General features: G+C 60.2%; 14 protein-coding genes. 5 read left to right on the top strand and 9 right to left on the bottom strand.

What is annotated here, in order from left to right; genetic code table 11:
- The first annotated feature begins 30 nt into the window (after positions 1 to 30).
- Positions 31 to 330, top strand: a complete 300-nt coding sequence (locus tag C2L66_RS30585; RefSeq protein ID WP_054931574.1) for a hypothetical protein — start codon at positions 31 to 33, stop codon at positions 328 to 330.
- A 238-nt stretch (positions 331 to 568) separates the two neighbouring features.
- On the opposite strand, the gene C2L66_RS30580 is transcribed toward C2L66_RS30585, so the two are convergent.
- The 7 genes from C2L66_RS30580 to mdlC all read right to left on the bottom strand — a co-directional run bounded on the left by C2L66_RS30580 (position 569) and on the right by mdlC (position 10,922).
- The gene (locus C2L66_RS30580) at positions 569 to 2,773 is read right to left on the bottom strand and encodes a PAS domain-containing sensor histidine kinase (protein WP_060609932.1); all 2,205 of its coding nucleotides are present in this window, start codon (positions 2,771 to 2,773) and stop codon (positions 569 to 571) included.
- Positions 2,770 to 3,180, bottom strand: coding sequence for a response regulator transcription factor (locus tag C2L66_RS30575; protein WP_054931572.1), 411 nt, complete (start codon positions 3,178 to 3,180; stop codon positions 2,770 to 2,772). Before C2L66_RS30575 ends, C2L66_RS30580 begins: the two co-directional genes overlap by 4 nt.
- A 559-nt stretch (positions 3,181 to 3,739) precedes the next feature.
- A complete protein-coding gene (locus tag C2L66_RS30570; protein WP_060609929.1) occupies positions 3,740 to 4,885 on the bottom strand; it encodes an alpha-hydroxy-acid oxidizing protein in 1,146 nt (381 codons plus the stop codon).
- A gap of 357 nt (positions 4,886 to 5,242) precedes the next feature.
- Positions 5,243 to 6,619, bottom strand: a complete 1,377-nt coding sequence (locus tag C2L66_RS30560; RefSeq protein WP_060609921.1) for an MFS transporter — start codon at positions 6,617 to 6,619, stop codon at positions 5,243 to 5,245.
- Positions 6,620 to 6,807: 188 nt separating this feature from the next.
- Positions 6,808 to 7,743 (bottom strand): ketopantoate reductase family protein, encoded by a 936-nt coding sequence (locus C2L66_RS30555; RefSeq protein ID WP_289814858.1) that lies wholly within the window; start codon positions 7,741 to 7,743, stop codon positions 6,808 to 6,810.
- Positions 7,744 to 7,816: 73 nt separating this feature from the next.
- Positions 7,817 to 9,268: an aldehyde dehydrogenase gene (locus tag C2L66_RS30550; protein ID WP_060609916.1), complete on the bottom strand. Its 1,452-nt coding sequence runs from the start codon at positions 9,266 to 9,268 to the stop codon at positions 7,817 to 7,819.
- A 40-nt stretch (positions 9,269 to 9,308) separates the two neighbouring features.
- Entirely contained in the window at positions 9,309 to 10,922 is a 1,614-nt protein-coding gene (mdlC, locus tag C2L66_RS30545) for a benzoylformate decarboxylase (RefSeq protein ID WP_060609913.1), read from the bottom strand.
- A gap of 296 nt (positions 10,923 to 11,218) precedes the next feature.
- On the opposite strand from mdlC, the gene C2L66_RS30540 reads away from it, so the two are divergent.
- Together C2L66_RS30540 and C2L66_RS40910 are read left to right on the top strand one after the other, a co-directional pair.
- Positions 11,219 to 12,145, top strand: coding sequence for a LysR family transcriptional regulator (locus tag C2L66_RS30540; RefSeq protein ID WP_060609910.1), 927 nt, complete (start codon positions 11,219 to 11,221; stop codon positions 12,143 to 12,145).
- A gap of 65 nt (positions 12,146 to 12,210) precedes the next feature.
- Positions 12,211 to 12,474, top strand: a complete 264-nt coding sequence (locus tag C2L66_RS40910) for a hypothetical protein (RefSeq protein ID WP_148654656.1) — start codon at positions 12,211 to 12,213, stop codon at positions 12,472 to 12,474.
- A gap of 122 nt (positions 12,475 to 12,596) precedes the next feature.
- On the opposite strand, the gene C2L66_RS30535 is transcribed toward C2L66_RS40910, so the two are convergent.
- Together C2L66_RS30535 and C2L66_RS30530 are read right to left on the bottom strand one after the other, a co-directional pair.
- Positions 12,597 to 13,895, bottom strand: coding sequence for an Nramp family divalent metal transporter (locus C2L66_RS30535; RefSeq protein WP_060610701.1), 1,299 nt, complete (start codon positions 13,893 to 13,895; stop codon positions 12,597 to 12,599).
- Positions 13,896 to 13,999: 104 nt separating this feature from the next.
- Positions 14,000 to 14,965: a ferritin-like domain-containing protein gene (locus C2L66_RS30530; protein WP_060609907.1), complete on the bottom strand. Its 966-nt coding sequence runs from the start codon at positions 14,963 to 14,965 to the stop codon at positions 14,000 to 14,002.
- Positions 14,966 to 15,409: 444 nt separating this feature from the next.
- On the opposite strand from C2L66_RS30530, the gene C2L66_RS30525 reads away from it, so the two are divergent.
- Both C2L66_RS30525 and C2L66_RS30520 read left to right on the top strand, forming a co-directional pair.
- Complete coding sequence (locus C2L66_RS30525) at positions 15,410 to 16,012, top strand: sigma-70 family RNA polymerase sigma factor (protein WP_054931562.1); 603 nt, start codon at positions 15,410 to 15,412, stop codon at positions 16,010 to 16,012.
- On the top strand, positions 16,009 to 16,728 hold the full coding sequence (locus C2L66_RS30520; RefSeq protein WP_060609904.1) for an anti-sigma factor: 720 nt from the start codon (positions 16,009 to 16,011) through the stop codon (positions 16,726 to 16,728). The genes C2L66_RS30525 and C2L66_RS30520 overlap by 4 nt, the downstream gene beginning before the upstream one ends.
- The last annotated feature ends 571 nt before the right edge of the window (positions 16,729 to 17,299 follow it).

The following is a 17,299-nucleotide window of genomic DNA, read 5'->3' as shown; positions in this document are numbered from 1 at the left end:
GATCCCTGAACTGTTTCTGGAGTACCAGTCATGAAAACCAAACTTGTCGCCGCCGCCCTTCTCGCCGCTACCGCGTTCGTATCGGCTCCCGTCTTCGCGAGCGGCTACGGTCCGGCGCCCTACTACAACCCGATCGCCGGCGCGCCTGCTTCAGAGCGCGGCCCGTCAGCTACGACGGCTCAAGGTGGCGATACGGGTGCAACGTCGTATGGCGGCGTTGCTTCGGGCACGTCGCAAGCTGGCTCGGGCGGCCTGTTCCACAAGCACCACACGGACGCCAACTCATGCGTCGGCCCCGCCAGCTACTGCAACATCTACTTCGGCAGCTGATTGCCCATGCGCGGCCTCGTGCTGGACATGAATTTTCCTTTACATCAGCGGCTCGCTTCTCTTTGAAGCCGCCGCTGATCTGCATGCTTTATCTTCTCTTCTCCATTGCGTTGATCGACGCTGACCGACATGTTCAGCGAATCGCCAGATCGCTTTCCTCTTTGCGTTGAAATGCCGCGTAGCGCGACGCCAGTTTGCCGATCGCATCGGCCAGCTTTTCATATAGCTTCACAGCCGGTCATCCAGCAAAATGCACGTCCAACGGCAGGACGAATTGCATCGTCGTGCCTTTGCCTTCCTGCGATTCGGCCCAGATGCGCCCGCCATGCGCTTCGACAATCGAACGGCAGATCGACAGCCCGATGCCCATGCCTTCCTTCCTCGTCGTGAAGAACGGGCTGAACAGGCGCCGGCTGTTCTCTTCGCTGATGCCCGTGCCCGAGTCTTCGACGCTCAATTGCGCATGCCCGTCATCCACCTTGTGCGTGACGATCTTCAGCCGGCGCGCGCGGTCGTTCACCGCCGACATCGCCTGAACCGCGTTCATCATCAGGTTGATGACGACCTGCTGGATCTGAACGCGGTCGACGCACACACGCAGAACATGCTGCAGATTGCCCGTCTCGACTTCGATGGCGTGCGCTTCCAGTTCGCGCCGCAACAGTTCGATCGCCTCTCGCGCCAACGCGTTGAGATCGAGCGGCATGGGACTCGGATCGCGCTTCTGCGCCATCGCGCGGATCTGCCGGATGATGTCGGTGGCGCGCTTCGCGTCGCGCGTCATGTTGCCGATCGACAGCCCGACCTCGTCGAGATCGGGGCGCGGCCGGTTGAGCCAGCGCGCCGCCGCGTCGCCTGCCGTGACGATCGCCGCGAGCGGTTGCGTGACCTCGTGCGCAATCGAGGCCGCCATCTCGCCCAGCATCGTCACGCGTGTGACATGGGCAAGCTCGGCCGTCGAGCGGTCGAGCGCTTCCTGCGCGGTCACGCGATCCGTCACGTCCATCAACGCGCCGACATACTCGACCTTGCCGGAAGCGGGCGCCGACAGATGCGCGACGTAGTGGACATGTTTGACCGAACCGTCCGTCAACAGCAACCGGAACTCGCTGTCGATATGCGGCTCACCCTGCAGCACCCGTTCGTGCGTGCGCGTCACGGCTTCGATATCGTCGGGATGGGTTCGAGCCGCGATCAGCTCGATGGTCGGGCTCACGTGACGAGGCACGTCGAAGATGCGATACGTCTCGTCCGACCACCACATGCGGCGCTCCGCCACGCACGTGGCGATGCTGCCCGTGCGGCTCAACCGTTGCGCGTCCGACAGGAACGCCTCGCTGCGTTCGAGCGCCTGCTGCGTCTGCTTGTGCTCTTCGATATCGGTATTCACGCCGTACCAGCGCACGATTTCCCCATGCGCGTCGCGCAGCGGCTCCGCGCCGATGTGCATCCAGCGGTACACGCCGTCCTTGCGCCGGATGCGCGCGGTCGTTTCGAGCGCGCTGCCCGTCGCGACGGCTTCGCGCCACGCGGCCTGCATCGCGGGCAGGTCGTCGGGATGCACGATCGACTGCCAGATATCGCGGATGTCGTCGGCAACGTCCACGCCGTACTCGTTCCAGCGCCGGTTCATGTAATCGGGGCTGCCGTCGCGCGAAGAGCTCCAGACCATGCCGGGAATGGCGTCGATCGTCGCGCGCAGTTCGTCCTGCTGGCGCCGCAGCTCCGCTTCCATCTGTTTGCGCGCGGTAATGTCGTTGCTGGTGGCGAGGATCGCGAGCGGCTTGCCGCGGTCGTCGCGCCACAGCGTGCAGCGGCTCGAAATGCAGACCTTCGCACCGTCGTTTCGTATGCGCTCCAGTTCGCCGTGCCAGCCGCCGTGAAGCAAGGTCTCGCGGCGAATCGCGTCGATGGGCATCGTCGACGCCCTCGTGTGCGTGAGTTCGTGCAGCGGCTGGCCCATCGCCTGGCGCGCCGTCCAGCCGTACAGCCGCTCCGCGCCCTGGTTCCAGAACGTGATGCGGTCGTCCATGTCGTAGACGATGATCGCGTCATGCGTAAGGTCGAGCATGTCGAGCTGCTTGCGCAGCATGTCGTTGCTCGCCTGGTTTCGCAGCGCCAGCATCGACGTGGTCGCGATGGCGAGCAGGCTGACCACGCAGCGGGCCACCGACCCATCCGAGTAGTGCCCGTCGTGGGAGAGCATGAATCCCAGCAGCGTCAACGCGACGCAACCCCAGGCGACGTGGGTCGTGGTCGTGCGCGAGCCTGCCGAGGCGACCAGCAACACGACCGTCGCGTACAGCACGGCGACGGCAATATCGATCATCGTGAATGCGTCGATGACGAACACGGCCACCGCGATCGCAGCGGCCGCCGCATAGAGCGCGCGCGTGCTCCGGAGGCGGCCCGCAGTCAAGATAGGCAACGCATTGAAAATCATCGTGCTCCCGCCGGCGGTTGCGCCGCCGAGGCGCGCGATGCGTGCACGCGCGCCGATTCGAGGCAGCGTGTGACATCGGTCACGTCAACGGGTTTGCTGAGCATGCAGACGGCGCCCGCGTCGAACGCCTGCCTGCGGGTGTTCTCCGACGCGAATGCGGAGATGAAAATGATCGGCGTCAGCATGCCGCGCCCGACCAGTTGCCGGTACATGTCAATGCCCGAAATGCCCGGCATCCGCACGTCTGAAATGATGCAGGTCACGTCGCCGAGGTTGCCGGACGCCATGAACTGCTCCGCCGACGCATAGAGCCGGGCCTTCCAGCCTAGCGAGCGGACGAGGCTGGAGGTTGCGACGCGCACGGACTCGTCGTCGTCGATGATGGAGACAATCGGGTTGTTGCACACGGCACGGACCCTTCAACAATGAAGCGCCGCGCGCCCGATGGCCCGTCAACCGTTGATGGCCTGCGGCGCGCGACTCGATGGAAACGTCGCTGTCGTGATCGACAGCCTGCATGGCAACGATTATCGGAGCCGGGCGACGCGCGGCACCCTCTTTCCACCCGGTATTTCTCTATTCGCACGGCACGCAACGCACACGCCGCGATCTTTTCAGTCAGCCTGCAAGGCGGGACGGAAGCACGTGGCGGAGCGAAACGGCTGGACGCGTTTCGTGACGATGCAGATTGTGGGGGGTGTTGGTTGATACTTTACGTTCACGAAGTGAACTGATCAGCGGTTGGGTTTGGGGGTAGATTTTTCACATCACTTCATGATGTGAAACCCCGGCTCGCAAAATGACGCGAATACGATGTTCAGCGAGCATTATTTCGACGAAGGCTCCTGCCGTTCCACGTCAGGTACGCCGGGCGTCTCTTAAGGGAGTGCAACGGTCAGTCGCTCGCCGTGTCGAGGGCACGTCGTCAGCCGACTCTCGGCGGACTAGTGCAGGCTGTTTCCTCCGCTACACAGGCCGCCGAGCGACGCAACTCCGATCGATCTCCATTATCGAACTGTACCCGACCAGGGCGAGGGTCCGGTCGATTTCCTCCTTGATCATTGCAACGACATCAGACACACCGGCCTCGCCTTTTGCGGAGAGTCCATACAAGGTGGCGCGTCCGAGCATCACGGCCGTCGCACCCAATGCGACCGCCTTTACCACATCGGCTCCTCTTCGAATGCCACTGTCCAGAATGAGATCGGTGGTCGGAGTCGCATCGGAAATGCCCGGCAATGCGTCGATCGGTGCAGGAAGATCCGCAAGCTGTCGTCCTCCATGATTGGAGACGATGACACCGTCGGCGCCGATTTCCACGCATCGTTCGGCATCCTCAGCCGTCACTATGCCTTTGACAAGCAGCTTCCCGGGCCAGTCGTCGCGCAAGCGACGAAGGTCGTCCCAGCCGAAGCTCGCGTCCATTTCCCGCCGCAACACCGCAGCCTGCGAGGCGGTATCAGACGCGTCATCGGTCGCGAAGTTCTTCAACTGCGGCAAACCATTCCTCAGATAGGACCAGAGCCAACGGGGATGTGAAATGCCATCGAGGGCGCCTCGTGGAGTGATTTTGAATGGCATGGCGAACCCGTTTCGCAGATCACGCTGCCGGAACCCATTCACCGCAACGTCCGTGGTCAGGATCAACGTCGAATAGTTTGCCGCCCGCGCTCGGCTGACCAGGTTTTTCGCCAGATTCCGGTGTACCACGTATAACTGGAACCACAAGTCTCCGTCCGCGCCCCTTGATACCTCTTCGATGGACATATTCGACGCGGTAGAGAGTGCGAACGGAATGCCAGCCTTGCTCGCAGCGCGTGCAAGCGAAAGATCTCCGTTGGGCCAGAACGCACTATTGAGACCGGTCGGCGCGATAACGAGCGGCGAGGAGATTTGTCTTCCCAGAAGCTCGGTAGACTGCACACGCTTGCTCACATCGATAAGACGCCGGGGGCGCAATTCCCACCTGTCAAAGGCCGCGCGATTGTGCCTTAGGCCGGACTCGTCGTCAGCCCCGCCTTCCAGATAGTCGAATACCATCCTTGGTAACCGGCGCCGAGCCTCGGAACGATAGTCATCGACGGAGAAGATGCCGGGAAATGCTCTTGTCATGATTGCGTCTTGCGTGATTGAAATGGAAAGCGGGGAAAGAAAGCAATTTCTTACCGCTCCTCACATGACCGTCGAGCGCCAACCCCAGAGGAAGACCAGCCGCAGTTTGACGGGCAGCAACACATCGATTTATTGCGAGAATCAGCTCGTGATGCGCAAGCCAATCCGGAACAAAAACACAGCCGGTCACGTGGTGCCTGTCGCGACGAGCCTTGAGATCGTTTGACGGGGTAGGCACGAATCCCGTTATGCAATGCTTTGAAGCGTTGCGACAGACCGCGCCGTCTTGACGCTGCCGCGATTGCGACTGGTAGGCGGAGCGAGAAAGCGCCGCCCATTCCAGTCGCCGTCCCCGCCTTACTCAGTGACGACTTGAGTGACCAGCCGCTTCTGCCGAAGCGCCGGGATATGGTTTTTGACCGCCGACAGCGAAATCAGTACCAGCAGCATTGCGACTCCGAGCATCGCGAGATAGAGCGACGCTCCGCCTACGGTGATGACGATGGCGCCAGCGAATGCGCTGAGAATGGCACCTAGTCGTCCAAACGCGAGCCCCGAAGCGAGGCCGGTTGCTCTCACGCGGGTCGGATAAACATACGCACACAAGGCGTACATCGTCGACTGAACTGCGTTGACAAAGAGGCCGTGGACGCCCAGACCGATAACAAGGAGGCTCGTGTGAGTTGCCACGTCGACGCCTCGTAGGAAAAAGGCGCTCGCACACCCTCCGGCGCAGCACACCAGGAGCGGCCAACGCGAACCAAACCGCGTGATGGCCAAGGCGCAGATGAGTGCGCCGAAGACGCCGCCCAGGTTGTATGCCGTCAGGCCCGAACCCGCAAGTGCCACAGGAAGCCCTTCCGATGCGAGCATGGTCGGTAGCCAGCTAAAGGCGGCATAGACCGCCAGCAGACACATGAAAAACGCACCCCAGATAGCAATGGTGTTGCGTCGCTGATCCGGCTCAAAAAGCGACCCGAAGCCGTCGCGTCGCTCGAGCCTTTGCTCGGCGGCGTCGACGAAAATCGTCTGTGCACTAATTGGCCGCGACATTTTCGCGAGGAGCGCGCGCAACTCGGTCCAGCGCTGTTCCTTGCGAGCGAGAAAGCGGGGAGACTCCGGAAACACGAAGAACAGAAGAATGCCGAGGGCCAAGGGGATCGTGCCACCGATGAAGAACAAGCCACGCCAACCGAAGGTCGGCAAAACTGCCCCGGCGAAGAATCCAGCAAACATGCCTCCGAGCGGCACGCAAACGATGGTAGATGTGACGGCGAGCGTGCGGCGACGTGCAGGGGTGAACTCTGCCGTCATCGTCGTCGCACTAGGAAGCGCTCCGCCGATACCCAAGCCCGCAATGAACCGAAGCGCGGCAATCATCGCTATGTTCTGGGCAAGTCCGATGGCACAGGTTGCCGCGCCGAACACCACGACGCTACCGATGAGCGCCCAGCGCCGGCCAAATCTGTCGGCAAACAGGCCAGCGCAAGCGCTCCCGACGCCCATGCCAACCAGACCCGCCGCTACGGCCGGCGCGAACGCGTTGCGTGTTATGCCCCATTCCTTGATGATCGTGGGAATGGCGTAACCGATGAGTTGGCCATCGAAGCCATCCATGACGATCGACAGCGCAGCGAGGCAAACGATCAACTTCTGAATGAGTGTAAATGGTCCGTCGTCGAGAAGATTGCCGATGTCGGCAGTCTTTGAAGTGCTGAAGGTCTGCGAATTCATTACTCGACCTCCGCGTACGCTCTGGATGGTCTGTCGATTGCAACAGGGTCCGCGATGTCGCGCGGCGGCATAGCAAAATAAATCTTCATGACGTTGTCTCCTGGGTACGCTGCGCCGAGCTGACCGACGCGTCTCTTGATGCATGAACGCGGACGTTTGTTGTCTTCTGTAGGCGTGCCCGCGGCTATCTACTTCACAACGGCTGATGCGTTTCGCGCGTCAATAAGCCTGACGAGTTTCGCCAATGTCTCGGTGTGCGGAACAGACACGCTGAGTTTGCGGGCCACATCGACGACTGCGCCATTGATGCCTTCGATCTCTGTCTTTCGCCCTGCCAGAACGTCTTGCAGCATCGACGGCTTGTGACCGCGGTGCTGTTCAATCGCATGAACGATATTCGTCGAACAGGTGTTCAAGTCCGCTGAAACGCCGCTGGCATTCGCTACCGAGACGACCTCGGCGGCAACGGTCAGCGCAAGGCTCTTGCTGTCGTCCAACAATCCCAGCTGGTCCACCGTCGTTCCAGTGACCGCACAAATGCTGTTGAGCGCAGCGTTGAACGCCACTTTTTCCCAGATAGCTGCCCAGACGTTGTCGTCGACCTGACAATTCAGTCCAGCAGAATTGAGGGCTTCGGCGACGGCACTGACTTTGGAAGTGCGTTCGCCGTCGGCACTCATCATCCGAATTTTCCCTTCGCCGTGACTGCTCACCGAGCCAGGCCCGACAAGGTCCGCCGGCCATGTGGTGACTCCAATGAGCACGTTAGCGAGCGGCACAAAGTCACGAATCGCTTCGACGTTCCCGAGTCCGTTTTGCAGCGTGAGCACGGCGGTTGTCTCGCCAAGCAGATGCTCGATGCCAGACAAGGCGACACGGGTATGCATCGACTTCGTGAACACCAACAGCAACTCAGGCGTTTTGTCCGTCGCTCCAGGTCGCATGGCCGCGATGTTCTTAATGGCTCGAGTATTGCCATCTGTCTCTACGCGAAGGCCGTTCGCACGAATCGCTTCTAGATGCGGCTGATTGATGTCGATCAGCGTCACTGAGTGACCGGCTTCCGCGAGGCGACCGCCGAACAACGACCCCATCGCTCCTGCACCGAGTACAGCTATTTCCATAGTTGACATGTCGACCGTGGCTGCGGTCCTACCTGAGTTGTTGAACGACTTCGCGAGTTGATGGGGGTATAGCTCAGAACGGATAGTGTCGCGGCGACGTTTGCACAGTGACCCAGCGCAGGTCGGTAAACGCGGCAACGCCTGCCTGTCCACCGAAGTGGCCAAAGCCACTACCCTTGACGCCTCCAAAAGGCATCTGCGCTTCGTCGTGGACGGTCGGCCCGTTGACATGGCAAATCCCGGACTGGATGCGACTGGCTACCCGCATCGCGCGCGCGACATCGCGACTGAACACGGCTGCGGCCAGACCGTATTCGTTATCGTTGGCGCACCGGATCGCTTCTTCTTCGCCGTCAACGCGCACGATTGCCTTGACGGGGCCAAACGTTTCTTCGCTATAGATCCGCATGTCCGGCCCGACGTTATCCACGAGCGTTGCAGGCATAAGCGTGCTGTCTGCCTTCCCTCCGCAGACCAGGGTTGCGCCTTTGAGCAGGGCGTCATCAATCAGAGCGTTACATCTCTGAACCGTCGCCCTATCGACAACGGAGCCAAGAACGACCGGCCCCGTTCGCGGGTCGCCAAGCGGCAGCGTTTTGGCCTTTTCACCAAGTTGACGAACGAAGTCGTCGGCGATTGAGCGATCAACGATGATGCGCTCCGTGGACATGCAGATTTGCCCCGAATTGGCGAAGGCACCGAAAGCTGCACCATCGACCGCCGCCGCTATGTCGGCGTCCTCGAGCACGATCAGCGGGGCCTTTCCGCCCAGTTCGAGAACGGACGGTTTGAGATGCCGCGCGCAGCTTTCTGCAATGATTTTCCCGACCTTTGTCGAGCCCGTAAAATTGACACGTCGGATGGCCGGATGCGAAATCAGCGCCTCGACAACCGTACCTGCGTCAGCAGGCGCGTTGGTCACGAAGTTGACAACGCCTGCGGGCAACCCCGCATCCATGAAGGCTTCCGCAATAAGTGCGTGCGTCGCTGGACAGATCTCCGAGCCCTTCAGTACGACCGTGTTACCGCAAGCGAGTGGGAGGGCAACCGCACGGACGCCAAGGATGACAGGCGCATTCCACGGCGCAATTCCGAGGCACACGCCTGCCGGTTGCCGAACAGCCATAGCCAGGCTGCCAGGAACATCGGACGGAATGACTTCGCCCGAAATTTGCGTGGTCAGTGACGCTGCCTCTCGCAGGCCGTCAGCGGCCAATCGCACGTTGAAATCGGCCCAGATGCGCGACGCACCCGTTTCGGCCGCCATCGCCGAAGCAAAGGCATCCGCCTTTGCTTCGAGCGCTTGCGCCGCGCCAAGGAGATAGGAACGACGTCGCGTTGGGCCCAACTGAGACCAGTGAGAAAACGCGACGGCGGCTGCATCCACTGCGTCGCGAACATCGTCAAGCGTACACGCAGGGGCCACGCTTGCGACGTCCTGATCCAAGGGGTTAGAGCGTTGAAATGTCGCGCCATTACTCGCGCCGACATGCGCTCCGTTGATGAGCATCAAGATTGTCTTCATAGTCTCCGCCGTATGTTTCTCTTTTCCTGAACGCGGTCCGTCAGGCAACCACGACCTCTACAAGACGCGGCTCGCCCGCCTCGAGGGCTTCCTTCAACTTCTCCGCAAGCTCCGCGGCGTCCGTGACACGGAGGCCTTTGCAACCCATGCCCTTGGCAAGCGACACGAAATCCAGACCCGGAAGATCGGTACCTTGAACCGGGTCGTCGGAAGCGAAGCCAAACACCGGCGCAAACTCTTGAAGCGCGGCGTAGCGCTGGTTGTTCAAAATGACAAACGTGATCGGCAGACGCATCTGCACGGCGCTATAGATTGCCTGGATCGAGTACATGCTCGAGCCGTCCCCGATCAGTCCAATCACTCTGCTGTTGGGAAGAGCGAGCGCAACGCCGACGGCTGCAGGCATGCCGTACCCCAAGCCGCCGCTAGCCATCGTGAAAAAGGTACTGCTCTTTGTGAATGGCAGATACCGCTGCATGACCGGGCGAGAACTCGGTGCCTCTTCAACGACAACGTCGTTCGGGTCGCGAAGCTCAGCCAGGGTTTGCAGCGCGAAGGCGACCGACATCACGGGCGACGGCTCAGCACGGGGTGGCTTGGGCCGAGGCTCAGGCAAAGGGCGAGCGCCCGGTGCTGCACGCGCCAGCAGGTCAAGCACGCCGAGGCGGACGTTACCGACCACGGCAGCCCCTGCGGGCGTCCACGCCGCGACATTCGGGTCGTCGATGAGCTGATAAAGGGCCGCGCCCGCAGGCACGTGCGGGCCTGTGCCTTCGACGTGGTAAGAAAAAGCAGGCGCGCCAAGGACAAAGATAACGTCATGCCCATCGAGCAGCGAGACGATCTTTTCACGCATCGCGGGTAGAAATCCGGCGAAGAGTCGATGGTCCTCGGGGAACGAACAACGAGCGCTCATCGGCGCGACAAACACGCGTGCGTTATGTCTCTCAGCCAGTTGAACAACTTCCTTCCATGCGCCAGCCCGGTCGACACCGGCGCCCACCACGAGAGCAGGCGTTCTCGATGCGTCCAGCGCTGCGCCGAGTTTCGCCAACGCCTGCGGGTCAGGACGGACCGAATTGCTGACAGTCGCGCGTTCATGAAACTCCGCAGGCTGGTCCCAGTCATCCACGGGAATCGAAACGAAGACGGGCCCACGTGGCTCCTGCATTGCAATGTGATACGCGCGCTCCAGTGCGCGCGGCACGTCTTGCGCACGCGCGGGTTCAATCGCCCACTTCACGTACGGCTTGGGCAACTCGACTGCCTGTGCGGCGGAAAGGAACGGGTCGAAGGGCAAGATCGAACGGGCTTGTTGACCCGCCGTAATAACAAGCGGCGTCTGATTCTTGAATGCCGTGAAGATGTTGCCCATCGCGTTGCCGACGCCGGCCGCAGAATGGAGGTTCACCAGGGCTGCGTTTCCAGTCGCTTGCGCATAGCCATCGGCCATCCCGACGACTGCCGCTTCTTGTAAGCCCAGGACGTATCGGAAATCGGCAGGGAAGTCCCGAAACATCGGAAGCTCCGTCGATCCAGGGTTAGCAAAGATCGACGTCATGCCCAGTTCGCGCACAAGCTCGATGACGACGTCCCTGACGGTGGCTCGTGTCGACGGACTGCTTCCTTCGCCTTGTTTGTCGCTGCCTGTCATTGCAATTCCTTTTTCGTTCAAGAGCGTCTGCTCTTCGGTAAAACGAGTATGAAATTCGGAGGCATGCTTGAATATTGCTTTTTTGCGCGAAACCCTTTACCTTCAGGTTAAGGGCTGGAACTGCTGGAAAATCTCATACGTTTAGGTAAGGTACTGTTTATTAAGGGGTTTTAAAGGTCCACTTTACGTTGATGGTCGATGCTGCAGGCCAGCGTCCCTGGGGAACACCCCGAGATGCTTCCTGGCGCGTTCCGCGGTCTGACGCTTGCCGGCATCGAATTGACCCGTGCGAACTCATGAGCTACAACCTCCATCAATTGCATGCTTTTACGACCATCGTGTCGTCCGGTAGTCTCGGAAGGGCCGCAGCATTGCTCAATGTGACTCAGCCAGCACTAAGTCGAACGATCAAGCGCCTGGAGGAAGATGTTGGCGCGTCGCTCTTTGAACGGCACGTGAAAGGCATGCAGTTGACGGACATTGGCGCTGCCTTGCTGCCGCATGCTCAACTTCTATTGCGCGAGGCAGAAAATGCGCGCGAAGAAATCGACGCGATGCGCGGACTCGCCAAAGGAACGATCAAGGTGGGAGCGGTAGGCAGTCTCGCTGCCCACTTCCTTCCTTTGGCCGTCGATCGTGTCTTAGGGAAATGGGGCAACCTGCACGTCGAAATAATTGAAGGCGTGTGGGACCGCCTCGCTGAGGGACTCATCAATTACGAGATCGACCTCGCTCTAAGTACGGCTACCAATGACAGCGACGAGATCGTGGCCGTGCCTGACTGCCGATGGGAGGACAACAGCTTTGTGGTAGCAGCTTTCGGCCATCCATTGCGCAAGAAACCTAAGCTCACTCTGGCCGACACGTTGACCGCGCGGTGGGCCACCCCGCCCAAAGGTACAGCCCCTTATGAACACATGCGAGAGACGTTCCTCTCTCGCGACCTCGACATGCCGGATATTGCTGTCCAGACGCGGTCGGTGACAGTGCTTAAAAGTCTGGTAGCCGAATGTTCGTTTCTGAGCTGGATGCCGGAGCCGATGTACGACTCTGAAAGCAAGGCAGGGATCATGGGGACGCTGCCAATTCCGGGCATTAGTGCGGCCAGAACACTGACCGCGTTTCGGCGCCGCAATGGAATACTGCCACGTCCAGCCGCGCGTCTACTCGACGAACTCAGAGGCTTGACCGAGCGCGGCATGGCGTTGCAGACCACGCGATAAGCCATGTCTGCCCGGCTGGTTCGGCATTCTCGTCGAAGCGCTGCCCTCTTCAGGCGAACTCATCCATGCGCGGCACAATCGGGGCTTCGCGCTCATCAGCATGCGCGCGACCACTGCTCCATATCGAGGTCTTCACGGGCGACGATATCAATGCTTTCATTTCGCGCGGTCGCGCACGGGCGCAGCAACTCGATCCGAAATCACGCAATCTCTTGCTGGGTCTTGCAGGTAAACGCAGGCGGAAAGCCGATCAACAATCAGGCGCTTTGGATTGCGCGCTGATCCACCGGGGAATGAAGATCGCCCTGCGTGGAGCCATTTCCCCTTGACCCTGCAAGCGGCAGGCGGCGCAGCGGCAGCGTGGACGCGCGGGGTAAGTACCGCATCGGCGCAACGTTGTGTCGAAGCTGACATGGCCATTCGCGCGGCGGAAATTCCTGGCTTTGCCGTCTCAGCCGCCAAACGCCTGCGCGATCAACACGAAGTTCAGACACAGCACAACCACCGTGCAAACCAGCGCAGCAGCATTCGTGATCATCCTGTTGCGAAAGCGTCCCATCACGGCAGTCCGTGACGTGAACCACACCAGCGCAATCATAGGCACCGGCAATGCGATGCTCAGCACGACCTGGCTCGACACCAGCGCTCGAGTCGGGTCGACGCCGCATGCGACGACGACGAATGCGGGCGCCATCGTCACGAGCCGTCTCACCCAGAGCGGAACATGAAAGCCCACGAAGCCCTGCATGATCATCTGCCCCGCCATCGTGCCGACCACTGAACTCGATATGCCCGAAGCAATCAACGCAGCGAGGAAGATGCCTGCCGCTGCACTTCCAAGCAACGGCGTGAGCGTGCGCCACGCAGTATCGATGCTGACGATGTCCGGGTTGCCCTGATGAAACGCGCCCGATGCCATGATCACCATCGCCAGGTTGATGAGACCTGCGACGCCGAGTGCGACCACCACTTCGATATTCGAGAACTTCAGCAACGTAGCCCTTTCGCGATCGTTACGTGCCGACACGCGAGTCTGCATCAGCCCCGAATGCAGAAACAGCACATGCGGCATCACGGTCGCACCGACGATGCCCACCGCGAGCGTCAATGCGCCGCCGTCGGGAATGGAGGGTGTGACGGCATGGCTAGCGACTGCATTCCAGCTCACCTGTGTCATCGTCAGTTCGGCGAGATACGACAGTCCGATCACACCGACGAGTGCCGCGATCGTCAGTTCCAGTGGACGAAAGCCGCGCTTCTCGAACTGCAGCAGGCTGTAGGTGACAGCGGCCGTGATGCACATGGCGGGCAACATCGGCAGATGACATAACAAGGCCACGCCGATCGAGCCACCCATAAATTCCGCAAGGTCCGTCGCCATCGCGGCCAGCTCGCTGATGATCCACATCGCGATCACACATCGCCGCGGCAGTGAGTCGCGACATAGCTCAGCGAGATTGCGACCGGTGACAAGACCGAGTTTCGCCGACAGCGACTGGAACAGCATCGCAATGAGATTCGACAGCACGACAACCCATAGCAGCGCATAGCCGTAGCCCGCACCCGCCTGAATGTTGGTGGCGAAGTTGCCGGGATCGATATAGGCGACCGAGGCGACGATAGCCGGGCCGGCGAATGCGAGCATCGTGCGGGGACCGCGGCGCGTGCCGGCGAGTGCGGCATGCATCGTCGTGCGCGAGCGCTCGGTGAGCGATGGGGACGCGACGGTATCTACAGCGATTCTGTTCATCCATAGCTCCAGTGCGTCGATCAAGGCACAAGACAGCGCGCAAAAGAGGACAGCGGGCGAAAACTTCGTGTCGCCCGCTGCTCGTCACTCCGCGCAATACGGATTTACGCGCTCATGTTGAGCGTGCCATTCACACCGTTTGGAAAGAAGCCGCCTTTCATGGCCGCTGAACTGGTCAGATACACAATGTTCAGTACGTTTGCGTAATTACGGCTGAACGCAAGCCCATTACTGTCGAGTGAAACGATATTGGAGGTATCCGCCGTCGTGCCGGAAATGCCCTGATCGTCGTGGCCGTTATTGTCGATGCTGTCGCGCGCAGCAGAAATCGCATTGGCAGCCGATACCAGACTCGTCGTGTCGAGCCCCTTCGCATACAACGTCGTGCGCACGAGGCCTGCGTGATACGCCTCGGCTGCGAGTATGCCCGCCGCTGCTTCCAGAAAAGTCTTGTTCGTAATGAGCGGCGACGCGCCCTTGTAGGCCGTGACGCCCACATCTTCGAAGATGAATGCGCCGAGCAGAAAGTTGTTGTCGCTGGCGTACGGGTTGAACGCCGCACCTGCACCGACGAGTCCCGCTGCACGCGCTGCGTTCGAAAATGCGCCGGTCGGATCCGTACCGCCGATATCGATCGCAGGCTGTGCTACCGCTGCGGAGCCCAACGCGCTGCGCAAAAACGTCACGTGCTCGCGCTCGTCCTTCGCAATCTCGTTCGCGTACGCCTTGACTAACGGATCCTGAAACGGCACCTGCTGACCGGCAATCACAGCGCCCATCGTGCCAACACCTGCGGTCATCGAAGCCGGCAATCCCGCTCCCGTCGTCGCATAGCTATAGAACTGCGATTCGAGGTATTCGAGATTCAGCGCGAAGTTGAGAATCTCCGCATCGGTCGGCGCGCCTGCCGCGCCAGCGTTATTGCCCGATCCGCCGCCACACGCACTGATGAACGTACCGCCCACGAGGCCGAGACCGAGACCCCCTGCATTCCTGAAGAACTGCCGCCGGTTCCTGCGACGCTCGGCACGCCGGTCGAATGTATCGAGAAGTGCTTTTGAATCTGACATGATCCTGCTCCTTTCGATGCTCAATTGAACCCATGCCGGACTCGGCATGAACGGAGACACGGACTTGTCATTGACAGGCAACGGTCGCGTCTTCAATAGCGTTACGTTGCTCGAACGTGAGTGGATGCAATGCAGTGCCAGTTTATTTTCGGAAGCATCTGAATGTAGTTTTCACGGAGCGCGAATGCATGGTATTGCGCGCGTTGCGCATGGAAAATATGACTATTGTCAGTTCACGCAGCGAGTAAAAAAACGGTAATCTTTGACTGTCGCGCATCCGTTATGCCTGCCCCCGCGTAAAAGAACAGGAATCCGACATTGACGGCGATCCAGGAGGTTCTGATGTCCTCGCAACTATCCGCTGGTCACAGGATTGTCGCAACGAATCGCGCTGATACACTACGTGCACGGAAGCGTACCTTGTACAGCGAACCCAGGTGTAACATGTCCTCAAGGCCGCAAAAGAATTCAAGCCAATTACCGGGTCCGCCCACGTCGCCGGACGCTGTTGCACGCGACGAGCTGGACGGGATGCTCTCGGCCGTCGCCTTGCGCGATCGTGCTGCGTTCGAAACGTTTTATCGCCGGACGTCCCCGAAGATCTTCGCCATCTGCCTTAAGGTTCTGCGCGACCGCTCAGAAGCCGAAGACACGCTTCAGGATGTGTACGTCACGGCATGGAATCAGGCGGCCACATTCAATCCGCAACTCTCAAGCGCGATCACCTGGCTCGGCACGATCGCACGTAATCGCGCGATCGATCGCATCAGACGCCGCCGTATGCAACCGCTCGACGAGGCATCGGCTGAAGAGATCATCGACGACTCACCCACACCCGCCGCCCTCGCACAACTCAGTGAAGAACGGCGGCGTCTCGAAGACTGTCTGCAGGCGCTGCCCGATACACAGAGGGGCGTGATTCGGGAAGCGTTCTTTACGGGTTCGTCTTACGCCGAGCTAGCTGCACGCATGAGCGTTCCATTGGGCACCATGAAAAGCTGGATCCGGCGCAGCCTGATGCAGCTGAAAACCTGTCTCGAAAGATGAACACGTCCGCCTCTTCCGATGAAAACGATCTGCGTTGCGCGGAGTACGTACTCGGCGTGCTCAGCGACGACGAGCGCCTCGCAATCGAACTCGCCATGCAGCAGGAGCCCGGCATGGCACAATCGCTCGCGCGCTGGCAAGCGCGCCTGATGCCTCTAACGGAAGATCTCGCGGACGTCGTTCCACCAGCCCATATCTGGGACTATGTGCGAGCGCAACTGGGATGGGCGGAAGCTGACCGACGTCCTGGTTTATGGAATACCCTGTCGTTCTGGCGCTGGACGGGATTGACGTCGGTGGTCGCAGCCTGCGCACTCGCAATCGTCCTGACGCGCACCGTAACGTTGCACAACGTCCCTACACCGACAGCAGGTACGCAATATCTCGTTGCGACGCTCGAACGTCAAGGCGCGGGCGCAGGCTGGACTGCGACTGTCGACATGCAACATGCGCAGATCGTCGTCGTGCCACCGCACGACTTCACGGTTGCAGCAAACCAGTCCACCGAAATGTGGTTGATTCCGCAAGGCATGAAGCCCATTTCACTTGGCGTGATCGATGCGCAGCGCCCGACACTCGTGCGCGTCGCGCAAGCACAGCTTCAACGTCTAGGTCCGCAGACCACGCTTGCGGTGTCGCTTGAACCTCGTGGCGGATCCCCAACCGGGCAACCCACTGGCCCCGTGCTCGCCGCCGGAAACCCGCACGAAATCTGAGAGCTTGCCGGCCAGATTTTGGAATTGGGTATTCTTGTCCGCTATGGCTGCGCGAGCTGATTAATCGCAGGAATTTGAGGCGGGCCGCCAGACTCGATCGGTTCAGAGATCGGGAATTCATGTTTGCGTATCGGGCAGGTTCTGGAGCGATCCTGCCGTTCGACTGACAGCAACCTGAGATCAGTGAACGGCAGCAGTTGGCCGATAGGGTGAGGCCGCCAACGGCCGCTTATTGGCACTCCAGTTAGCAAAATCTGGATTTGGCTGACTGAGAGGTTCGGAGAAAGCCCATCAGTAGCGACGATGTGAATCGATACTTCGCCGCGGTTTCGAAGTTGTTGAACGTGCTGCCATCGAGGCACTATTACCAGTTCCTTCAGTAATATTTCGAAGACCCGAATCCCGCCCCCGCATTGGCGTGGTCTCTTCGATAAATGACATTTTGTGTTGCGTCGCGACGCTCCCGTCTTCTACAAAATCGTTTTATCCGCGACAACAGATGCGCATACATCGACAGTTCTCTTGCCTCACTTCCCTATAAGTAATGCGTGCAAGGCCGTTCAAACCGTGC

The sequence above is a fragment of the Paraburkholderia caribensis genome, from assembly GCF_002902945.1.
GTDB lineage: Bacteria > Pseudomonadota > Gammaproteobacteria > Burkholderiales > Burkholderiaceae > Paraburkholderia > Paraburkholderia caribensis.
The sequence above is the reverse complement of the archived record's forward strand: the minus strand, read 5'-3'. Positions and strand labels throughout refer to the sequence as shown.

Excerpts from the sequence above, each read along its gene's own strand:
- C2L66_RS30585 (WP_054931574.1), top strand. The coding sequence starts at position 31 with ATGAAAACCAAACTTGTCGCCGCCGCCCTTCTCGCCGCTACCGCGTTC.
- C2L66_RS30580 (WP_060609932.1), bottom strand. The coding sequence starts at position 2,773 with ATGATTTTCAATGCGTTGCCTATCTTGACTGCGGGCCGCCTCCGGAGC.
- C2L66_RS30570 (WP_060609929.1), bottom strand. The coding sequence starts at position 4,885 with ATGACAAGAGCATTTCCCGGCATCTTCTCCGTCGATGACTATCGTTCC.
- C2L66_RS30560 (WP_060609921.1), bottom strand. The coding sequence starts at position 6,619 with ATGAATTCGCAGACCTTCAGCACTTCAAAGACTGCCGACATCGGCAAT.
- C2L66_RS30555 (WP_289814858.1), bottom strand. The coding sequence starts at position 7,743 with ATGGAAATAGCTGTACTCGGTGCAGGAGCGATGGGGTCGTTGTTCGGC.
- C2L66_RS30550 (WP_060609916.1), bottom strand. The coding sequence starts at position 9,268 with ATGAAGACAATCTTGATGCTCATCAACGGAGCGCATGTCGGCGCGAGT.
- mdlC (WP_060609913.1), bottom strand. The coding sequence starts at position 10,922 with ATGACAGGCAGCGACAAACAAGGCGAAGGAAGCAGTCCGTCGACACGA.
- C2L66_RS30540 (WP_060609910.1), top strand. The coding sequence starts at position 11,219 with ATGAGCTACAACCTCCATCAATTGCATGCTTTTACGACCATCGTGTCG.
- C2L66_RS40910 (WP_148654656.1), top strand. The coding sequence starts at position 12,211 with ATGCGCGGCACAATCGGGGCTTCGCGCTCATCAGCATGCGCGCGACCA.
- C2L66_RS30535 (WP_060610701.1), bottom strand. The coding sequence starts at position 13,895 with ATGAACAGAATCGCTGTAGATACCGTCGCGTCCCCATCGCTCACCGAG.
- C2L66_RS30530 (WP_060609907.1), bottom strand. The coding sequence starts at position 14,965 with ATGTCAGATTCAAAAGCACTTCTCGATACATTCGACCGGCGTGCCGAG.
- C2L66_RS30525 (WP_054931562.1), top strand. The coding sequence starts at position 15,410 with ATGTCCTCAAGGCCGCAAAAGAATTCAAGCCAATTACCGGGTCCGCCC.
- C2L66_RS30520 (WP_060609904.1), top strand. The coding sequence starts at position 16,009 with ATGAACACGTCCGCCTCTTCCGATGAAAACGATCTGCGTTGCGCGGAG.